The organism is Scytonema hofmannii PCC 7110, from assembly GCF_000346485.2.
GTDB classification, from domain to species: Bacteria; Cyanobacteriota; Cyanobacteriia; order Cyanobacteriales; family Nostocaceae; genus Scytonema; species Scytonema hofmannii.
In genome coordinates this window covers 794892-811397 of record NZ_KQ976354.1, presented here as the reverse complement: position 1 = coordinate 811397, position 16506 = coordinate 794892, and the positions used below count along the sequence as shown (strand labels likewise).

20 protein-coding genes are annotated in these 16506 nt (G+C 40.6%); 5 read left to right on the top strand and 15 right to left on the bottom strand.

Features of this window, described 5'->3' with window-relative positions; translation table 11 throughout:
• Positions 1 to 112: 112 nt before the first annotated feature.
• From WA1_RS03500 to hisG, 3 genes are all read right to left on the bottom strand, one after another.
• A complete protein-coding gene (locus WA1_RS03500) occupies positions 113 to 598 on the bottom strand; it encodes a PIN domain-containing protein (protein WP_017741540.1) in 486 nt (161 codons plus the stop codon).
• Positions 595 to 840: a UPF0175 family protein gene (locus tag WA1_RS03495; RefSeq protein WP_017741539.1), complete on the bottom strand. Its 246-nt coding sequence runs from the start codon at positions 838 to 840 to the stop codon at positions 595 to 597. The genes WA1_RS03500 and WA1_RS03495 overlap by 4 nt, the downstream gene beginning before the upstream one ends.
• A gap of 79 nt (positions 841 to 919) precedes the next feature.
• Positions 920 to 1552: an ATP phosphoribosyltransferase gene (gene hisG, locus WA1_RS03490; RefSeq protein WP_017741538.1), complete on the bottom strand. Its 633-nt coding sequence runs from the start codon at positions 1550 to 1552 to the stop codon at positions 920 to 922.
• A gap of 109 nt (positions 1553 to 1661) precedes the next feature.
• Between hisG and rppA the strand changes: the two genes are divergently transcribed.
• The gene (gene rppA, locus WA1_RS03485) at positions 1662 to 2363 is read left to right on the top strand and encodes a two-component system response regulator RppA (protein WP_017741537.1); all 702 of its coding nucleotides are present in this window, start codon (positions 1662 to 1664) and stop codon (positions 2361 to 2363) included.
• 64 nt (positions 2364 to 2427) lie between these two features.
• Here the strand turns inward: rppA and WA1_RS03480 are convergent, their stop codons facing one another.
• The 9 genes from WA1_RS03480 to WA1_RS03440 form a co-directional block, all read right to left on the bottom strand.
• Positions 2428 to 2850, bottom strand: coding sequence for an SDR family oxidoreductase (locus WA1_RS03480; RefSeq protein ID WP_017741536.1), 423 nt, complete (start codon positions 2848 to 2850; stop codon positions 2428 to 2430).
• A gap of 7 nt (positions 2851 to 2857) precedes the next feature.
• Positions 2858 to 3916 (bottom strand): 1-acyl-sn-glycerol-3-phosphate acyltransferase, encoded by a 1059-nt coding sequence (locus WA1_RS03475; RefSeq protein WP_017741535.1) that lies wholly within the window; start codon positions 3914 to 3916, stop codon positions 2858 to 2860.
• 84 nt (positions 3917 to 4000) lie between these two features.
• Entirely contained in the window at positions 4001 to 4363 is a 363-nt protein-coding gene (locus WA1_RS03470; RefSeq protein ID WP_017741534.1) for a type II toxin-antitoxin system PemK/MazF family toxin, read from the bottom strand.
• The gene (locus tag WA1_RS54590; protein ID WP_017741533.1) at positions 4329 to 4892 is read right to left on the bottom strand and encodes a hypothetical protein; all 564 of its coding nucleotides are present in this window, start codon (positions 4890 to 4892) and stop codon (positions 4329 to 4331) included. The genes WA1_RS03470 and WA1_RS54590 overlap by 35 nt, the downstream gene beginning before the upstream one ends.
• A gap of 383 nt (positions 4893 to 5275) precedes the next feature.
• Positions 5276 to 6460 (bottom strand): aspartate aminotransferase, encoded by a 1185-nt coding sequence (locus WA1_RS03460; protein WP_017741532.1) that lies wholly within the window; start codon positions 6458 to 6460, stop codon positions 5276 to 5278.
• A 101-nt stretch (positions 6461 to 6561) separates the two neighbouring features.
• Complete coding sequence (locus WA1_RS03455; RefSeq protein ID WP_017741531.1) at positions 6562 to 7767, bottom strand: iron-containing alcohol dehydrogenase family protein; 1206 nt, start codon at positions 7765 to 7767, stop codon at positions 6562 to 6564.
• 216 nt (positions 7768 to 7983) lie between these two features.
• On the bottom strand, positions 7984 to 8505 hold the full coding sequence (locus WA1_RS03450; RefSeq protein ID WP_026134455.1) for a Ycf51 family protein: 522 nt from the start codon (positions 8503 to 8505) through the stop codon (positions 7984 to 7986).
• A gap of 342 nt (positions 8506 to 8847) precedes the next feature.
• Positions 8848 to 10212: an O-antigen ligase family protein gene (locus WA1_RS03445; protein WP_017741529.1), complete on the bottom strand. Its 1365-nt coding sequence runs from the start codon at positions 10210 to 10212 to the stop codon at positions 8848 to 8850.
• A complete protein-coding gene (locus tag WA1_RS03440) occupies positions 10194 to 11036 on the bottom strand; it encodes a YaaW family protein (protein WP_017741528.1) in 843 nt (280 codons plus the stop codon). The genes WA1_RS03445 and WA1_RS03440 overlap by 19 nt, the downstream gene beginning before the upstream one ends.
• 91 nt (positions 11037 to 11127) lie before the next feature.
• On the opposite strand from WA1_RS03440, the gene WA1_RS03435 reads away from it, so the two are divergent.
• Positions 11128 to 11376, top strand: a complete 249-nt coding sequence (locus WA1_RS03435; RefSeq protein ID WP_148662602.1) for a hypothetical protein — start codon at positions 11128 to 11130, stop codon at positions 11374 to 11376.
• A gap of 847 nt (positions 11377 to 12223) precedes the next feature.
• On the top strand, positions 12224 to 12577 hold the full coding sequence (locus tag WA1_RS03430) for a late competence development ComFB family protein (protein WP_017741525.1): 354 nt from the start codon (positions 12224 to 12226) through the stop codon (positions 12575 to 12577).
• 170 nt (positions 12578 to 12747) lie between these two features.
• Here WA1_RS03430 and WA1_RS03425 read toward each other — a convergent pair whose 3' ends face one another.
• Both WA1_RS03425 and WA1_RS03420 read right to left on the bottom strand, forming a co-directional pair.
• Positions 12748 to 13077 carry a DUF3140 domain-containing protein gene (locus WA1_RS03425; protein ID WP_017741524.1) on the bottom strand — a complete coding sequence of 110 codons (330 nt, stop codon included), beginning with the start codon at positions 13075 to 13077 and terminating at the stop codon, positions 12748 to 12750.
• 9 nt (positions 13078 to 13086) lie between these two features.
• Positions 13087 to 13302 (bottom strand): hypervirulence associated TUDOR domain-containing protein, encoded by a 216-nt coding sequence (locus WA1_RS03420; protein ID WP_017741523.1) that lies wholly within the window; start codon positions 13300 to 13302, stop codon positions 13087 to 13089.
• A 523-nt stretch (positions 13303 to 13825) separates the two neighbouring features.
• On the opposite strand from WA1_RS03420, the gene WA1_RS03415 reads away from it, so the two are divergent.
• Complete coding sequence (locus WA1_RS03415; protein ID WP_017741522.1) at positions 13826 to 14638, top strand: lecithin retinol acyltransferase family protein; 813 nt, start codon at positions 13826 to 13828, stop codon at positions 14636 to 14638.
• A 140-nt stretch (positions 14639 to 14778) separates the two neighbouring features.
• On the opposite strand, the gene WA1_RS03410 is transcribed toward WA1_RS03415, so the two are convergent.
• Entirely contained in the window at positions 14779 to 15096 is a 318-nt protein-coding gene (locus WA1_RS03410; RefSeq protein ID WP_017741521.1) for a hypothetical protein, read from the bottom strand.
• 419 nt (positions 15097 to 15515) lie between these two features.
• On the opposite strand from WA1_RS03410, the gene WA1_RS03405 reads away from it, so the two are divergent.
• Positions 15516 to 16442, top strand: coding sequence for a bestrophin family protein (locus WA1_RS03405; RefSeq protein ID WP_033334745.1), 927 nt, complete (start codon positions 15516 to 15518; stop codon positions 16440 to 16442).
• The last annotated feature ends 64 nt before the right edge of the window (positions 16443 to 16506 follow it).

Genomic DNA, 16506 nt, shown 5'->3' with positions numbered 1-16506 from the left:
TCTTTTAATTTTTAACACTTTTCGAGGATGTTTTTCGCGATTTATGTTAACTTATATAAAATTTTGTCATAATTACTATTGACAAAAAGCGGAAGGCAGCTATGGCAACTGACTACTCTCCCACTTGTTGCAACACCTCATTGTATAAATTATTATCAATCCAATAACCAGCTTCTACAATTAGACGATCCATCACAGGTTTAACCGCAGCAATTAATCCCATGCGTTTGGCTCTAATTAGAACTCCTAACACTCCAATTAACTTAATACCAAGAGAGCGAGCTACTTTTCGACCTGATTCATCATCTATAAGCAGCAAATCTGCACCTATCTCCATGGCCAGTGCAATCGCTTCTGTTTCACCCAGGTCTAATTTCTTTGGAAATGTCGCAATTATTGCACTATTAGTTACTGCTGTGGTTTGAATCCAAGTAAAAGTTTGTACTGCAATTGAACAAGCGTCTTGTGTATCTAGAGCAGTGATTTCATCGTAAACCGCTTGGGGAATAATAATATTACTGTAAAGCTGTTGTAATAAATTTAATTGTCCAATTGTAGCTAGACCAATTAGAGGGGATGTATTACTGACTACAATCATTCCGAGTCCATTGCTTCTAGTACTTTGAGGTCTTCGTGAAACTCTGAAATTCCGTAGCCAACAGCAGTATGTCGAGAAGCAAGTAATCGTCTAAATTCAAGTAAATTCATTCCTGCTAAATGACTGGCGCGTCCCACACTCAATTTTTTTTCTTGAAAGAGAATAATTGCAATTTCCTGGATTAACTCAGCTTCCGACATCCCTATTGTTTCTAAGACTTCATCAGGAATAGTGAGACTCATTGTGTTTACTCCTTGCTTTGATTATACTTTGGTAGTTTTGGGCTTCGTGCTATTGCTGATAACCCCCAATTCCTAATCCCTAACCCCTAACCCGCAATTTCTCAACTAACTCAAGTAAATGACCTGTATTGAGGCGGTAACTCAAAGGATGGGCAACTAACCTAGCCGTACTTTCATACAGGGTTGCAATTTCAACTAAACCATTCTCGCGCAAAGTCCGTCCTGTCGAAACCAAATCTACAATTGCCTCCGACATCCCTGTAATCGGACCCAGTTCCACAGAACCATATAACGGTACAATTTCTACAGGAAAATCCAAACTATCAAAATATTCACGAGCACAGTTGACATACTTGGAAGCGACTCGACCATGAGGGGGTAACTCCAATGCCGAACGATAAGGGCTTGACTGTTTCACCGCCACCGACATTCGGCAATTTCCAAACTGCAAATCAACTAGATGAGCGACTTGGGGTTTTTTCTCCCGCAGTACGTCGTAACCAACAATACCCAACTGTGCCTGACCGTATTCTACATAAACTGGCACATCCTGCGCCCGTACTAGTAACCCTTTCGCTTGTCCACTAGAGTCAGTAATCTGAAGTTGGCGGTTACCTGAATCCAAAAAAGCACTAAAGTCCAATCCTACATCTTGCAGTATGCGGATGCTATTTTTAAGAAGTTCGCCTTTTGGCAGTGCAACAGTCAGCATATGGGGATTTTAGATTGTATGGTTACTGGTAAGCGTTCAAAATTGTAGGATATCAGTTTCCCGAACATATTTTCCAATCCAAAATCCAAAATCAAAATTGATATGAGATATGCGAATTTTGGTAGTTGATGATGAAATTGAACTGACTGGCCCTTTGACGCGCGTGTTAACTCGTGAGGGATATACTGTTGATGCAGTTTATGATGGAACAAGCGGTGGTCAACTGGTGCAGGAAGGCAATTATGATTTGCTGATTTTAGATTGGATGCTGCCAGGAAAGACAGGATTAGAGATTTGTCAGGAGTTGCGACGCCAGGGTAAAACAACGCCTGTCTTGTTTCTGACTGCTAAGGATACTCTGGATGACCGAGTACAAGGTTTAGATGTGGGTGCGGATGATTATTTAGTGAAACCGTTTGAATTAAGGGAGTTACTAGCACGAGTTCGTGCTCTGTTGCGTCGTTCTGGTTCCCAGCCTTATGGTGCAACCACTCAAAAGTTAACCGTGGCTGATTTAGAACTAGATGGCGAGAACCAAGTTGCTTATCGTCAAGGAAGGGCGATCGAACTGTCTGAAAAAGAAAGCCAGCTTTTACAGTATTTTATGGAAAATTCCGGGCAATTACTGACTCACGCGCAGATTTTGCAACATTTGTGGAAAGATGGCGAACAACCTAGCAGTAATGTGATTGCGGCACTAATTCGTTTGCTACGGCGGAAGATTGAACTGACTAATGAAACACCTTTAATTTACACTGTTTATGGCAAAGGGTATCGCTTTGGAACTTCTACACCTGAAGTGAAGCCATAGTTTCTCAAGCCTGCGTTATTCTCGTTCCCAGGCTGAGCCTGGGAACGAGAGACGAGAGAGCAACCTAAACAATGCCGCCATTCACGCGGATGATTTGACCATTGATCCAACTTTCTGCAGGACTAACTAAGAAAGCGACAGCGTTAGCAATATCTTCTGGCTGTCCCAATCGCTCTAGAGGTGCTTGTTGAGCAAATTTCTGAATCAATTCCTCAGACTTACCCTGATAGAATAAATCAGTAGCGGTAGGTCCGGGTGCAACGGCATTGACAGTGATATTCCGTCCCCGTAGTTCTTTAGCCATAATATTGGTAAAGATTTTAACAGCAGCCTTTGAGCCAGCATAGACGGCATAACCGGGCATAGCTAGACCAACGGCACTGGTTAAAAAGTTGACGATGTGTCCGCCCTCACGCAATCGCTTAGCAGCTTGTCGCAAAAGAAAGAACGTACCACGAGTATTTGTATTGAAAATCTGGTCATACAAATCATCGTCAGTATCGACTATGAGATAAGATTTGGATTATTTGAGCTTGCATCTTTTCTTTTATTTGAGCTTGCATCTTTTCTTTTAACTGTTGTGCTTTTTGATAAGCAAATGCTCTTTCTGTTTGTTTGCCATCATCTTTTACTATATGCAAAGGCTGAATAAAATAACGCAATCGACACCTCATTGCCCAAACTCCCATTGAGGGAAAAAGAATAAATATTGGCATCAAAGGTGATAGAGGCAAAAATGGCAAGTTTAATATTCTTTGTAATTTTTTTATATTGAATGTCCAAGGGTGTAAGTTTTCATTACCAATGCAAACCACAGGCAAGATAGGAATTTGATAGCGCTGACTTAGCCGAATAAAACTCAAATCAAAGGTTTCCAATTGATAGCGGTTTCCCCAACCTTTTCTTGGTCCGCGTAAACCTTCTGGTGCATACAGAAGAATTTTACCCTCTTGTACTGCAGCTTCAAAATCATCTAACTCTGCTCTCACAGCACCTAAAATTTTTGTCCATCCAGGTGGTAGCCACCAATTTATCCAAACATGATCGAACAAAGATACACCAGCTAATGGTTGTACCACCCATCCTCTTGTTTTACTTAAAAGGTAACCTAGCGTGACAATATCCCAAGGGAAACACATTCCTGCATGATTCATTGCCACAATCATTGGTCCTGTTTGTGGCAAATTTTCGATTTGTTTTAACTCACCACGAAAATAATATTTAATAATAGGCGTCAGAATTTCATCTCGAAACGCTTGTTGATAATTTGGGTCAAATTCTCCAGAGTCACTCTGTGGGGAACGACAGCCAAGACGCAACCAACGTACAAACAGTGCTATGTAGAATCCTCCTGGAATTAGAAACAAGATATACTCCAGCCAATTCCAACCATCTGTATCTACATGATAGTGCTGCCAATGTCGGTTAAATAAAATCAGCCAACCAGGAGGATACCACAGACAAAACCAATCAAACCAGGTAAATGGATAACCCCGATCTGATATTTTTTTCACTTGAGCGTTAAGGATAGTTTCCGAATGTTGGTTAATCACAACAACTAAGTAAATTCCAAATAAAGACTGGGTTGGGTCTCTATCCTAGCTTCATACTCTTGTGACTGGCATCCCACGCGAGAATTAAAATAATCCAAGTGTATGTTTGAGTGCTTCGTCAACGTCCGATGTCGGCAGTGAGCCAATCACACGATAAACCGATGAAAGTACAATTGTTGTCAAGTTATCAGTCATCACTACTGAATCCGTTAGCAAACCTGATTTCTGTCCTTCTGAAGAATTCAGCAAGACAGTAACTCGACTTGGATGACCTACTCGAAACATTTGGCTAGTAATCATTGCAACAATGACTTGAGACAAGCCAGTTTGCAAGTTATCTGCTTGTACGATCAAAGCAGGTCGTGTTTTTGCAGTAACTAAATCGGAATTAGGGAAAAGTACCAAAATAACATCACCGCGTTTTACGATTGGCTTTGACTGCGTCATAGTTGTCATAAATACTCATTTCTGGGCTGTTCCAATCATCCGCAAAGATTTTCAGATTTGCTCGCAAAACCTCAGCCTGTGCTCTATCAATACCCTGAGATTGCAAGTCGATTTGCTGAAGCGTTGATTGAGGTAGTTGCTGTGCAGTTTGAGGTTGAGCCAGCTCAATTGGAACACCTAGTTTTTCACTCAATTCCAAAAGGTTATTGAGAAAATCAGTTCCTGCGACAACCATAGCCCCAACTGTTCCCAGGGCAACCAAAAGAGCCTTAATTCTCGGAGACTTTTGCTTTTCAGGTTTATCGATCGCTTCTTGCAAGTCCTCCAGATGTGTCAGAGCCTCTTCGCGTTGATTTTCTGGAAACTCCTGCGCCCTTTTACGTAGAGATTCAATCAAGCTATTGATGTCATTAAGGTTCTGCACAATGTATTGAGAAACATCTGTAATGTTTCCACTGGCACTATGTACTGTTGCAATGTTGTTATGAGAGAACGTGGTCTGGTTGGTAGGTTCTTGATTACCACTCATCTTGTTTCTATTTCCTATTTGAAGTTAAAGTCTGTATGCGCTAATATGAGTAGCATTTTTTGTCGCTCCGTGTTCAATCACGGTTCTTGCTTCTTCAATTTTAATCCATTGTTTGAACTTGCCAGGTGCGAGTTTCTTCTTTTGTGAATACCTTCAGGTACTGGAATCATACTTCTGATAAATATAATCACATTCGCTGGGACATAAACGTAAAATCTTTATGCCAATTCAAATTTAGAATTGCTGCCCAAACTCAATTTTTAGCCAAGGAAGCTAGAGTTATGTTACAAAGAATAAGGAAGAAGGAAGAAGTATAATTAAAAACTTAGTTGGTCAAGATCCCCGACTTCTTTGAGAAGTCGGGGATCTTGCAGCCCTTACCTTTAAGAGTAGTAAATACCTGCTTGTTTAAATCTGTGTAAAGCTTCACCCAAGCGATCGCAATCTGCAATTAGACTGATTCTTACATACCCTTCCCCGGCAACCCCAAAAGCATTACCTGGAGTCAACACAACACCAGTTTGCTGCAATACACTCAGGGCAAAATCCGTAGAACTGACACCCATAGGACAAGGTATCCACAGATACATCGTCGCCTTAGTTTTAGGAATATCCCAACCTAACTGTCCCAAACCTTGAATTAAAAAATCACGGCGAATTCTGTATCGTTCTTGCACCTCATACAAATACTCATCTGGTAGTTGTAAAGCCGTTTCCGCAGCAGTTTGCAATGCTGCAAAAATCCCATAATCCAAGTTAGTTTTTAACGTTCGCAAACCTTGAATAATACGACGATTACCGACTACAAAACCAACGCGCCAACCTGCCATATTATAAGTCTTAGAAAGGGTATGAAACTCAACTCCTATCTCTTTTGCTCCTGGAATTTCTAACAAACTCGTTGGTTGATAACCATCAAAAGCTAATTCAGCGTAACACAAATCGTGTACCAGTAAAATTTGGTACTTCCGAGCAAAAGCGACAATGTCTGTAAAGAATTCCCGAGGTGCAGTCGCCGCCGTAGGATTGCTAGGATAATTAAAGTAGAGAATTTTTGCTTGTTCGGCTACAGAGTCAGGAATTGCAGCTAGATCGATCAGCCAATCATTCTCTGGCTTGAGAATTAAACTGTGGATTGTCCCGCCTGCAATGACAGGACCACGGAAATGAGCGGGATAAGCAGGAGAGGGGACTAAAACCAAATCTCCCGGATTAATATAAGCTATGGCAAGATGCCCCAATCCTTCTTTAGATCCAAGTAAAGGCAATGCTTCGCTATCTGGATCTAAATCCACTCCATAACGCCTCTGATACCAGTTAGTGATAGCACGGCGAAAACTGGCAGTTCCTTCAAAAGGAGGATAGCCATGATTTGCAGGATTTTGCAAAGCTTTTATTGCGGCTTCTACCACTGTAGGCGGTGTTGCACCATCTGGGTTTCCCATGCCCAAATCAATTAAATCCAGCCCTTGTTCCCGTGCTTTAGCCTTGAGTTCGTCTAGACGGGCAAATACGTAGGGTGGTAATTTCTGTACGCGTTCAGCTGGAACAATCCAATCTAAAGTCATCGAATGAATTATGAATTATGAATTATGAATTATATGATGAGATAGTAATTATGTGGAGTGCAAAGGAGCTTTGTAATTGTTGACGCCTCAGCACTTCATCACTACTCAACTTTTTCCGCGCTTTGCGTCAAACTTATAGAAGGGCGATTTCCTTCTACCGGTGCAGTGGTAGAAACCATTGCTGCCATCAATTGTTCTAGCGAGACTTTAAACGGTAGTCTGTGGATATCAGAATTTGGAGTCAGAGCAATTTCAGCCGCAGTCTGCAATTGTGCCAGTGTGATGTTACCCAATCCCAAATCATTCAATTTTTGGGGTAATCCAATCTCTGCATAAAATTTTAATAACTGTTGTCGTGCCGCCGTTGCTAGCTGATTGCCCTGTATCATTTCTTCCAAACGCAGTTGTACCAAAATACCATAAGCAACTTTTTCACCGTGAATGCTTCCACTCCCTTTGGAAATATGAGTCAAACCGTTATGCACGGCATGGGCGGCTACAGTACGACACTGTGCGCCTCCAAGTCCCCCGATCGCACCTGCAAGTAACACTGTAGCATCTACAACTTCTCGCCAAGCTTCGCTACCTGGTTGTTTAATGGCGGTGGCAGATTTTTGGAAGAGGATATCTCTTAACACTCGCGCTTGTTGCACTGCGGCAATAATCAAAGTTTGTTCCGAGTGTCCGCTACTAACAGAAGCTTCATACCACTTGGCTAGTGCATCTCCAATACCGGCTACAAGTGTATGTTGTGGGGCAGTTTGCACTAAATCGTAATCAAGTACGAGCAAATCGGGACATTGTCTTAGTGCTACATCGTAAAGAAAAGCACCTTCATTAGAATACACGTTGGATAGTGCTGTCCAAGCAGCACAGGTAGCAGATGAGGTGGGAATTGTGACTACTGGTAACTGCAATTGGTGGGCTAGTAATTTAGCTGTGTCTAATGCCTTACCTCCACCAACACCGATAATAACATCGGCTTTATGTTCTTTTGCTGCTTTGTGCAAAGATTTCAAGCTCGCTTCACTACAATCGGGAGTATAATAAGCTGGTGTAGAATCTAACTGTTTGTGCTGCAAAAGTGGTTGCAAGTGGAGTTGGAAAGCAAAAGGACTTTGACCCGAAGCAGCTTTTCGTAAGGCATTGCCTCCCACAATTAAGGGACGATTTCCCAGTGTGGCGATCGCATCTGTAGCTTGAGCCAAAATTCCCGACCCTCTGAAGACTTTTGCTGGGGCTACACACAGGGCGAATAACGAGCTAGAGTTTGGAGTAGACAACTTTTCCGTCAATTTATTAGACATATCACTAACTATGAAACTAACACTTGGTGGATACTTGAGGAAACTTTTTTTACTACATGATGAAGAAGAACTGTTTCAGTCCCCAACAACTCTTGAGTTTTAACTTTACTTGCAATACCTTGAGTAATCTTTGGACTTATATCTTAACAAAAAATAATATCAGTATGTCTAATGCCATCGGAGACGCGCCATGGCGCGTCTCTACATTTAAATGTTTTACGCAGTAGGTTGAGGTAACTGAGCCACTTTATCTTGGTAAATCTCGATCGCCATGTGTTGGTCTTCGCGCTTAGCAAGGGATCTCCTAATCTGACCCAAATAAAGAGGCACGGAAACACCTTTTTCTGGGTGTATGATAGTTCGTGCTCGAACCGTTAACTGATTATCGCTAAACGCACCTAAACGACCGTAAGAATACAAATCGTTTGCTGCTTGACGTAAAGTGGCTTCTAATTGTGATGGCGTGATTTCTGGTGGGAGTGCAATCACTGCTTGGGGTCCCCCGTTATCATAAACCAGACTGTAGTGTATGGCATCAGGAATAACAGTATGAGTTAAGGGTGTTAACGAGAGAGCAAATAGTCCGCCTGTAATCACAAGCATAAAACCGGTCGCACCCACCAGACGAAAACGGAGACCCCATTTGAAAACAAAACCCAAAATCACCAGACCAGCAAATGCCAATGTTGCGATACCAGACCATTGGGTGTATTGAAAAAAATTATCTGTTGTGAACATAGAAATTGATAGGGGATTGGGCATTGGGATTGGAAAAGAATTATTTTCATTCCCTCGTTGTGAGCAATTGCCCGTGGGGATCTATTTTGTTGATTTTCCACTCACACCTATCTTACAAGGAGATCAACAACTAACCACTAACCACTAACCAATAAATAAAGGCATCTACAAGAGATGCCCATTATGCAGGAAAACTTCAACAAGAGGTATTCCTACATCTTCCCAACAATCAGCAACAATGACTAACGTGGAATTAGTCACATAGGCACAGACGTGCTTATAGTTATATTATTAACTTTTAAATTGAATAACCTCAGTATTTATCCTGAAAAATCAGGGCTGTTAAGTCTTATCAGTTGCGATCTTGTGTTGTTGGTTGTAATGATACACAACTCCAGAAAGAGCAGACAATACCAACCAAGAAATAACGTTCAATCGAAAATCAAAAAAACTGACATCTACTGTATTGAATAGTACCCAGCCAATGAAGACAACAAGGTAACTGAACAATATGGTTTTATCTTTTGCCTCTACATACTTTGAATTTTGCAAAAGTTGGACACCACCAACAAATATCCAGCATAATAACCCACAGAAAAAAAGAGTTGCAGGTAGACCGATTTCGGCAAACAGCATTAAAAACAAGCTATGAGGATGCCCCAACCAAATTTGCATCTTTGCCTCATAAAGTACGGTAAAGTTTCGCAAACCCCAACCAGTCCAGGGACGATCTTGAGCCATCGATACAGCAAATTGCCATTGCGTTTTGCGGAGTAGAGCTACCGGTCTATCGGGATAGAGTTGGTCATTTAACCGCGCCCAAAAGAAACGAGGAATAAACTGACGGAACAACAGAGCAATAGGTGTTGGAGCGAAAGCAGCTAAAAGCACGCTCGCCGCTACACCTGTGACAGCAGCGACAAGAATGCGCCAGCCCTCATATAGGGCATAAGCCAAACAGGCAAAAATCGCAATTGCCCAAGCGTTCCGCGAGTTAGTTAAAATGAGTGCGACAAGATTGAGAATAATCGCCAGAGTTAGGAAGAGGAAGGGGAGTGAGGGAGTGAGGGAGTGAGGGAGTGAGGGACTGGGATCTGTCCTCCTTGTCTCCCTTGTCCTTAACTGACGATAGTGTTCCACCCACAACCCCAGCCCTAAAATAAAAACTATTATTAAGTAGCCAGCTAAGCTGTTGGCGTACATAAATATGGAAGACATCCGACCTGGTGGTTCTCCTTTTGGTGCGATCGCCCAACCCAAAAAACCGATCCACCCCTGGGGGGGAGTCGTCCATCCTAAAAGCAACTGTCCCAAACCAACTATTATGACTGGCACAGAGGTTATTACCAGCATCCAAGACAGTTGCCGCAATTGAGCTACAGTTTGAATCAGAACACTAAAGCTAACAAAAAGAAGAAAATAAGGTAAAAAATTAAACAACCCCAGGAAAGCTTCAGTCTTAATATAAGCAAAGCTAGCTGTAACGATTAGCAAGACACTGAGAAGTATAAACCCCCTGTTAAGGGGGCGACTCACCACCGCACGATACTGTTGCTGCAAAGTTCCCAATATAGCCCAACCCATACCGATCGCCCCAAATAGGGGAGTCAGTGGGAAGATAGCGAGTCCCAGTAGGGCGTATTTCCAACGAGACTGCAAGCTAAAGTTGAGATGGCGAAGCAGAATTTTCAAGCAAACTCCCAACATTCAGTACGAGTGAGGCGAATCTGAGCGAGTGTGAAGATGGTGGGTATAATTCGACTATAGTTGGTGGCAATTGCTCTCCATCCCAAGTCTGCAAAAAACCAAGCCCACATCATGGGTCCTAAGAAAGCGAACATACTGCGAGCTACACTATAACGAGTTGCACTGACAGCCATACCCTGCTTTGCCATTTGCAAAGTGACGTAGTTTTGAAATTGGTTGGCTGCTACCCCCGAACCTTTGACTACGGCTTGTCTAGTGACTTCATAAGTAGCAAAGTGCATTGCAAACTGACGAGCAATTTGTTTCAGCAGCAATGGTTGAATAATGGAAGTCACAGCCAAGGCACTTCCACCTTTAAAAAGCAGTCCAAGGGGATCTTGCTGTAATGAAAGTGGTAGATTTTGGTTCGGTTGTGATTGAGCGAGTTGATGCTGAACTTGAACTGTGAATTTTTGCTTATCCTTGTCTGGCAATTTTTTCCATACGTGTCCGAGCAAAAATAGAAAGACTTCTGCTTCTAAATCAACAGTCGTCAGTTCATCCGAATAAGGTATTTTTAAATACTTACATACTTGAATCAGCACTTGCCTGTAACTTACCTGACCAGTACGTCCGCGCAGTACTGTTATTCCATCAGCAGCTAAATAACGAAAGCGTTGTTCTAGTGTATCCAGCCAAGCTTTACGACCTTTACTTTGTACTTCTATAGGCTCAGGTGTGTGAACGTAATCTAGAGGATTAAACTTACGACTAAAAAGAATCGCTGTCAAATCTTTCAATTCTTCTTCAGTTGCCAGTTCTAGAACCGCCCTTAGTTCATCCAATTTCCCTTCCTCCCTTCCATGCAGCTTCGGTATGTACCTTATTCTACTATTAGCGTTTGGGACTCATGATTATCTTTTTGTCCAAAGTCCAATGATAATGACAATTGCAGTGATTGGTGCCAGTATGGGAGGTTTAGTTTGCGCCCAACAGTATAACCTGCGTTCTGTGGAATTTTCTCCTTGCTTGAGTGCGATCGCAAAATATCCATCCACCGCCGCGATCGCTAACAGAGCGGAAATCTGTCACTTTACAGCTTTCTTGGCTAAAAACTTCACAATCAATACAAGTTCATCACTGGCGCTACGCCTTTCCCACGTGTCCTTTGCAAGCCCTATTTAGCTGCTGAAACTTCTGTACCTCTCTTATGTTGTGGGGATTGGTGTAGTGGCAATCTTGTGGAGGTGCAATGCTTTTCGGTATTGCAACAGCAGAGGCAATTAACAACCACCAGCCTCTACCAAAAAGTTAGTTTTTTAGAGGTTTTTAATAACTCTATATAAAGACGATATAAATACACCATAGAATTTTAAAATTATTTTTATCAATTCAATCTCGTAACATTTAACATGAAAATGGTAAAAATCTTTGTATAGACTCATAGCTTTAAAGCTTAGAGGTTATAATAAACAGAAACATTCAATATTAAGCAATGTAAAATACAAATCGAATTACGATTTGTATTTATTGCACAAAAACATTTTCGTTATTTATGAAAATATCTGGTTTTGAGTTTATACTGCGTTTTATGTATTTTTCTGTCCAAAAAGTAGAAATTTTCAATAATTGGCACTATAAATAAAACTAAGACACATCACCATTTTTACGAGATTTTTGCAGGAAATATTTCTTAAAAAAAATTAACTTTCCTTCAAATGATTGCAGCCAGGTATTTAATGTTTTTGGAGTCAAAAGTTAGGCTAATGATTTTAGAGCGCCGATACAGTATTCAAAAAGGGGATAAAAAACCTGGTTTCTCTTTTTTGGAAAGCTTAATATCTCGTATGCGTAGAGACTAAGCATGGCTAGTCTGTACAAAGAAACCAGGTTTTTGGGATTACTGTACCGATGCTCTAACAGCTATTGCTTCAATTCTTTTTAGTAGGCTTTGTTATTGTGACATTGCTTTCTAAAAACGACTGGCATTTTTTATCAATCCATAAATTGCAGAAACAGGAGTTAAACATTTATGAAAACAGTTGTCAACTTGACAGAGCAGTCCGTCATAAAAGAAATTGAAAGCATTTTAGACAATTATCCCTATTATCCTTATCAACAGGCTTTTGCTATTCCAGACCTACGACAAGAACTAATAGCTTACGTTCTCAGCCGTATTCCTTGTTTTTACAGTGCAGTTGAACCAGAAAAAGCTTATTGGTCAAGCTATAAGTTGCGCCGTCAACCTTTAGAACAGCAACTCCATCTAGAGAATTTGATTCAACAAGGTATCTTTTCTCTTATTCAAGAAAAGTCAGATTGGGTCAGCCATCATTTATGTGAAATGGTCAAACCCGATTGTGAACCCTCTCACTGGTTTGGCTAAGTGATACAATTTTGGATTTTAGATTTTGGATTTTGGATTAAGAATGCTTTGCTTAGACTTAATCTAACCCAACTATCGATCGTCCTTTTTTTAAATTGAAATAAATATGAATTATGAATGCTCAAATATAATTTTTTTTCATAATGTGAGCATTCATAATTCATAATTTTCTAATTTAATGGATCGTGTCCCCAATTCATCAAAGAGTAGCGCCAACGTGTATGCTCAACATCTCCTTCAGGTTGTTGTGCTAAATGACGATGAATATAACTGATGACTTTTTTCATGTGCGATATATCATCATCAGTGTACTCATTTTTTTCCTTTTGCAACACTTCGACGATGTGCTTACCAGATTTATGTCCAATTGATTCATCGTCTTCTTTCTTCTGACCAACCGCTTGTGATTCCTCAGTTTCCAGCCAAGCTATGAGTTCTTTAGCTGTCATATTAACTGAGGAGTGAAATTCGTCGATAACCGATTTGACACTTTGACTCATATTGCTACATCACTCCTCGATTTTTTCAAGAGCGTTAGGTTTATGAGCAGCTTCTTTTCCTGTTTTGTCACTTTTGACCAAATACTCAGGATTATCTTTTGCAGCTGCAACGTGATGTCCTTTTATCTCCGTAGGGGAAGTCAGTTTTTTTTCTACCTCACCAGTAGTTTCACCTCGTGAGGTTTTCCATTGAACCTTGTCGCCTTTCTTAAATTCGTCTGTCACGGGTTTTTTCCTGTTTGCGTTTTATACCCGTTTATTATGTTGTGATTGTCAAAGGAATTCTTCACCCCCTTGACGGAAAACTTGAAATATACTTCCCACGGTTATAAATTGCGCTTTTGAACCCAAGTGTAGGGGCGCAAGGCATTGCGCCCCTACAAAGGATGTTGTTCATTTGAATACTCAACTTATGACCGTGCAAAGTATATATGTACGGGCTGTAAGATCGCCGACTTCTTTGAGAAGTCGGGGATCTGAGCAACTACGATAGCCTACTATACTATATAAAAATTAACAATTTAATGCTCTTAAATCAAAGCCATAGTAAATGATATTTTTGCATATTTGTTCGTATATCCTGGTTTGTACCCATCAAAACTCGACTTTTTTCCCAATTTTAGGCTCTAGTGCTTAATGATAGCTTTTTATACTTTTCCGTAATTCCACAATTGGACAATAAAATGTAATACCCTTAATCTTTCTATAGAATACTTCGATATGTGTATTTCTATAGAGAGATGTCATTATGGCAAGAGGAGATCATATTTACGTCAGTTTTTTCTTTGATGGCTTTCCTGTCACTCATCATGGAATTGACTACGGCGATAGTTACATTATTCATTACGATATGCAAAAAGTTTCTATCATTCCTAAAAACAGATTTGGGAAGGGCAGAAAAATTCATGTAAAAGAGTACGGAAGTTGTGATACCAATGACATTGTCGTGCAACGAGCTAAGAGTAAGTTATATGAGAAGGCATACAACGTTTTTTTTAATAACTGCGAGCATTTTGCTTATTACTGCAAAACAGGTCAGCACAAAAGCGAGCAAGTGAAAAAGTTTGGTGCAATTAGCAGTGGTGTTGTAGCTGGAAGTATAGTTGGTTTGGGAACACAACTCGCCACTCAACAAGCAGCTAAAGTTGTAGTGCAAGCTGTCAATCCAATATCACAAACAATTATTAATACTGCAATTCAACAAGCACCGACTGTAGCAGGTAGCACTGCGGGGAGTATTGCAGGCTTGGGGAGTTTTGTGAGTAGTGTCACAACTGATTTAGTCGTCAGAAAAGTACTGGAAGATGATGAAAATTTACCCAAACGTGAACGTGATGCCAGAAAAAATGCCAGACGTGCAGGAAGATTTGCATCAACAACAGCAGGGGTTGCAGGAACTCTGGCTGCTGCGATAGTGGGTGGTAGTGGTGCAGTTGCTCTTGGTGTTGCTGCTCCAGCTATTCTAGGAATAGGAATCGGTTTATTGACTTATTACATAGTAAAAAGTAATCAAAATCAAACTGATGCTCTTTCTCCAGAAAGTCTCACTTTCTCTAACTGAAAGAGTACCAATATAAGAACTAGAGCGCCGTACAGTAATACCAGTATCTAGTAATACCTCTGTAGAATATCTTTCGGTATCAACACCAACCAAGTCAATTTCAAAAATTAGCTCGCCTATATCACCAAACCTACCAAGTATCATATTTTACCACAGTTTCCTGTCTCATTAAGACGGAAAGTGACCAACCAGCCACTAGGATATTTTTGACGTGCTTTTTGAGCCGCTACTTCCTCATTTGGATCTATAAAATAATCTCCAGTGTTTGGCTCAATGATAATAAACCAGTTGTAATGGTCTGTGATAAGTTGAGAGGAAACTTGGTCAAAAAAATGACGAGCTTTTTGACAACGAGCATGCTTTTCAGCTTCCCTCTTGGCTAACTCTTCTGACGGTATAGAATATTCCGGGAAGATTCTGCCTTGACTGCGAAGGCGAGTTGGTTTTGTTTGAGTCATGATGTTAGGAACTATAAGTTGAGTTATACTGACAGTTTTAAACCTATTAGAAAAACTGTCTTTGTTTCGATTTTATCAGACACTCTATTCACTACAGCAATTGTAATTTTTCAAAGGGCAACAGCTGACAAAAAACTGGATTGCGTGATATCAGTGTACTGATGCCCTAGAGCGCCGATACAGTAGTCAAAAAGGGAGCAAAAAACCCGGTTTCTCTTTGTCGGAAAGCTTGATATCTTGTATGCTCAACGATGAAGTTACCGGGTTTTTGGGATTACTGTACTGGTGCCCTAGATGCACAGAGTTTTGAGATAGGACTATGATAAGTGAAAGCTGTCTACCACTTCTCAAATAATATGAAGGCTTCTAAAGTCAGACCTTTATTGTACCGATTGATTAAATACCCTTTTAGCGCATTGATGAAGTTAGCAGAAACATCGAAGTGGCTTCAAATAGCCTTTCAGTTAGAAGGCTCAGTTATTCAGTCAATTTATAGACGCGTTATTGGATGCGGTCTTTTTAGTTTTGGAATTTCTATTCTTTATAATTTAAAACTGCCTGTCTTCCAACCAATACTAGCCAATGTGATTCCCAGCATTGTTTTAGGGTTATTACTAGTTTTTCGTACTAATACAGCTTACGAACGTTTTTGGGAAGGAAGAAAAATTTGGGGTAATATGGTCAATGATGTCCGAAATCTAGCCAGACAAATTTGGGTATCAATAGATGAAATTAGCCCAGAAGATAAAGATAAAAAAATAAGAGTTTTACGATTATTAGTTGCTTTTGCTGTGGCAACAAAATTACATTTGCGTGGCAAAGGGGTTAATAAAGAGTTAGAAGAACTCATGCCCATTTCTAAATATCTGACATTGCAAACAATGAACAACCCCCCCTTGGAAATAGCTTTCTGGATTGGGGATTACCTACAAATACAGTACAATCGTAATTGTCTAAATAGCTACCAGTTAACAACATTACAAGAATTATTAAACAGCTTAGTAGATAGTTTAGGAGCTTGCGAGCGCATTTTAAAAACTCCTATACCGCTAGCTTATGCCATTCATCTCAAGCAGTTGCTGTTACTTTATTGTCTTTTATTACCTTTTCAACTTGTAGAGAGTTTGGGTTGGTGGACGGGTATAATCGCTGCTTTAGTTAGTTTTACTTTGTTTGGTATTGAAGCGATTGGTTTAGAGATAGAAAACCCTTTTGGTTTCGATCAAAATGACTTGCCGTTAGATACTATTTGTACCACCATGAAAAGGAATATTGAAGACTTAATCAGTCTAACGCCTAGCGTTCACTTCAGAGTAGAGAAGGGAGTGGTGACCAGTGACCAGTGACCAGTGACCAGTGACCAGTGACCAGTGACCAGTGACCAGTGACCAGTGACCAGTGACCAGTGAC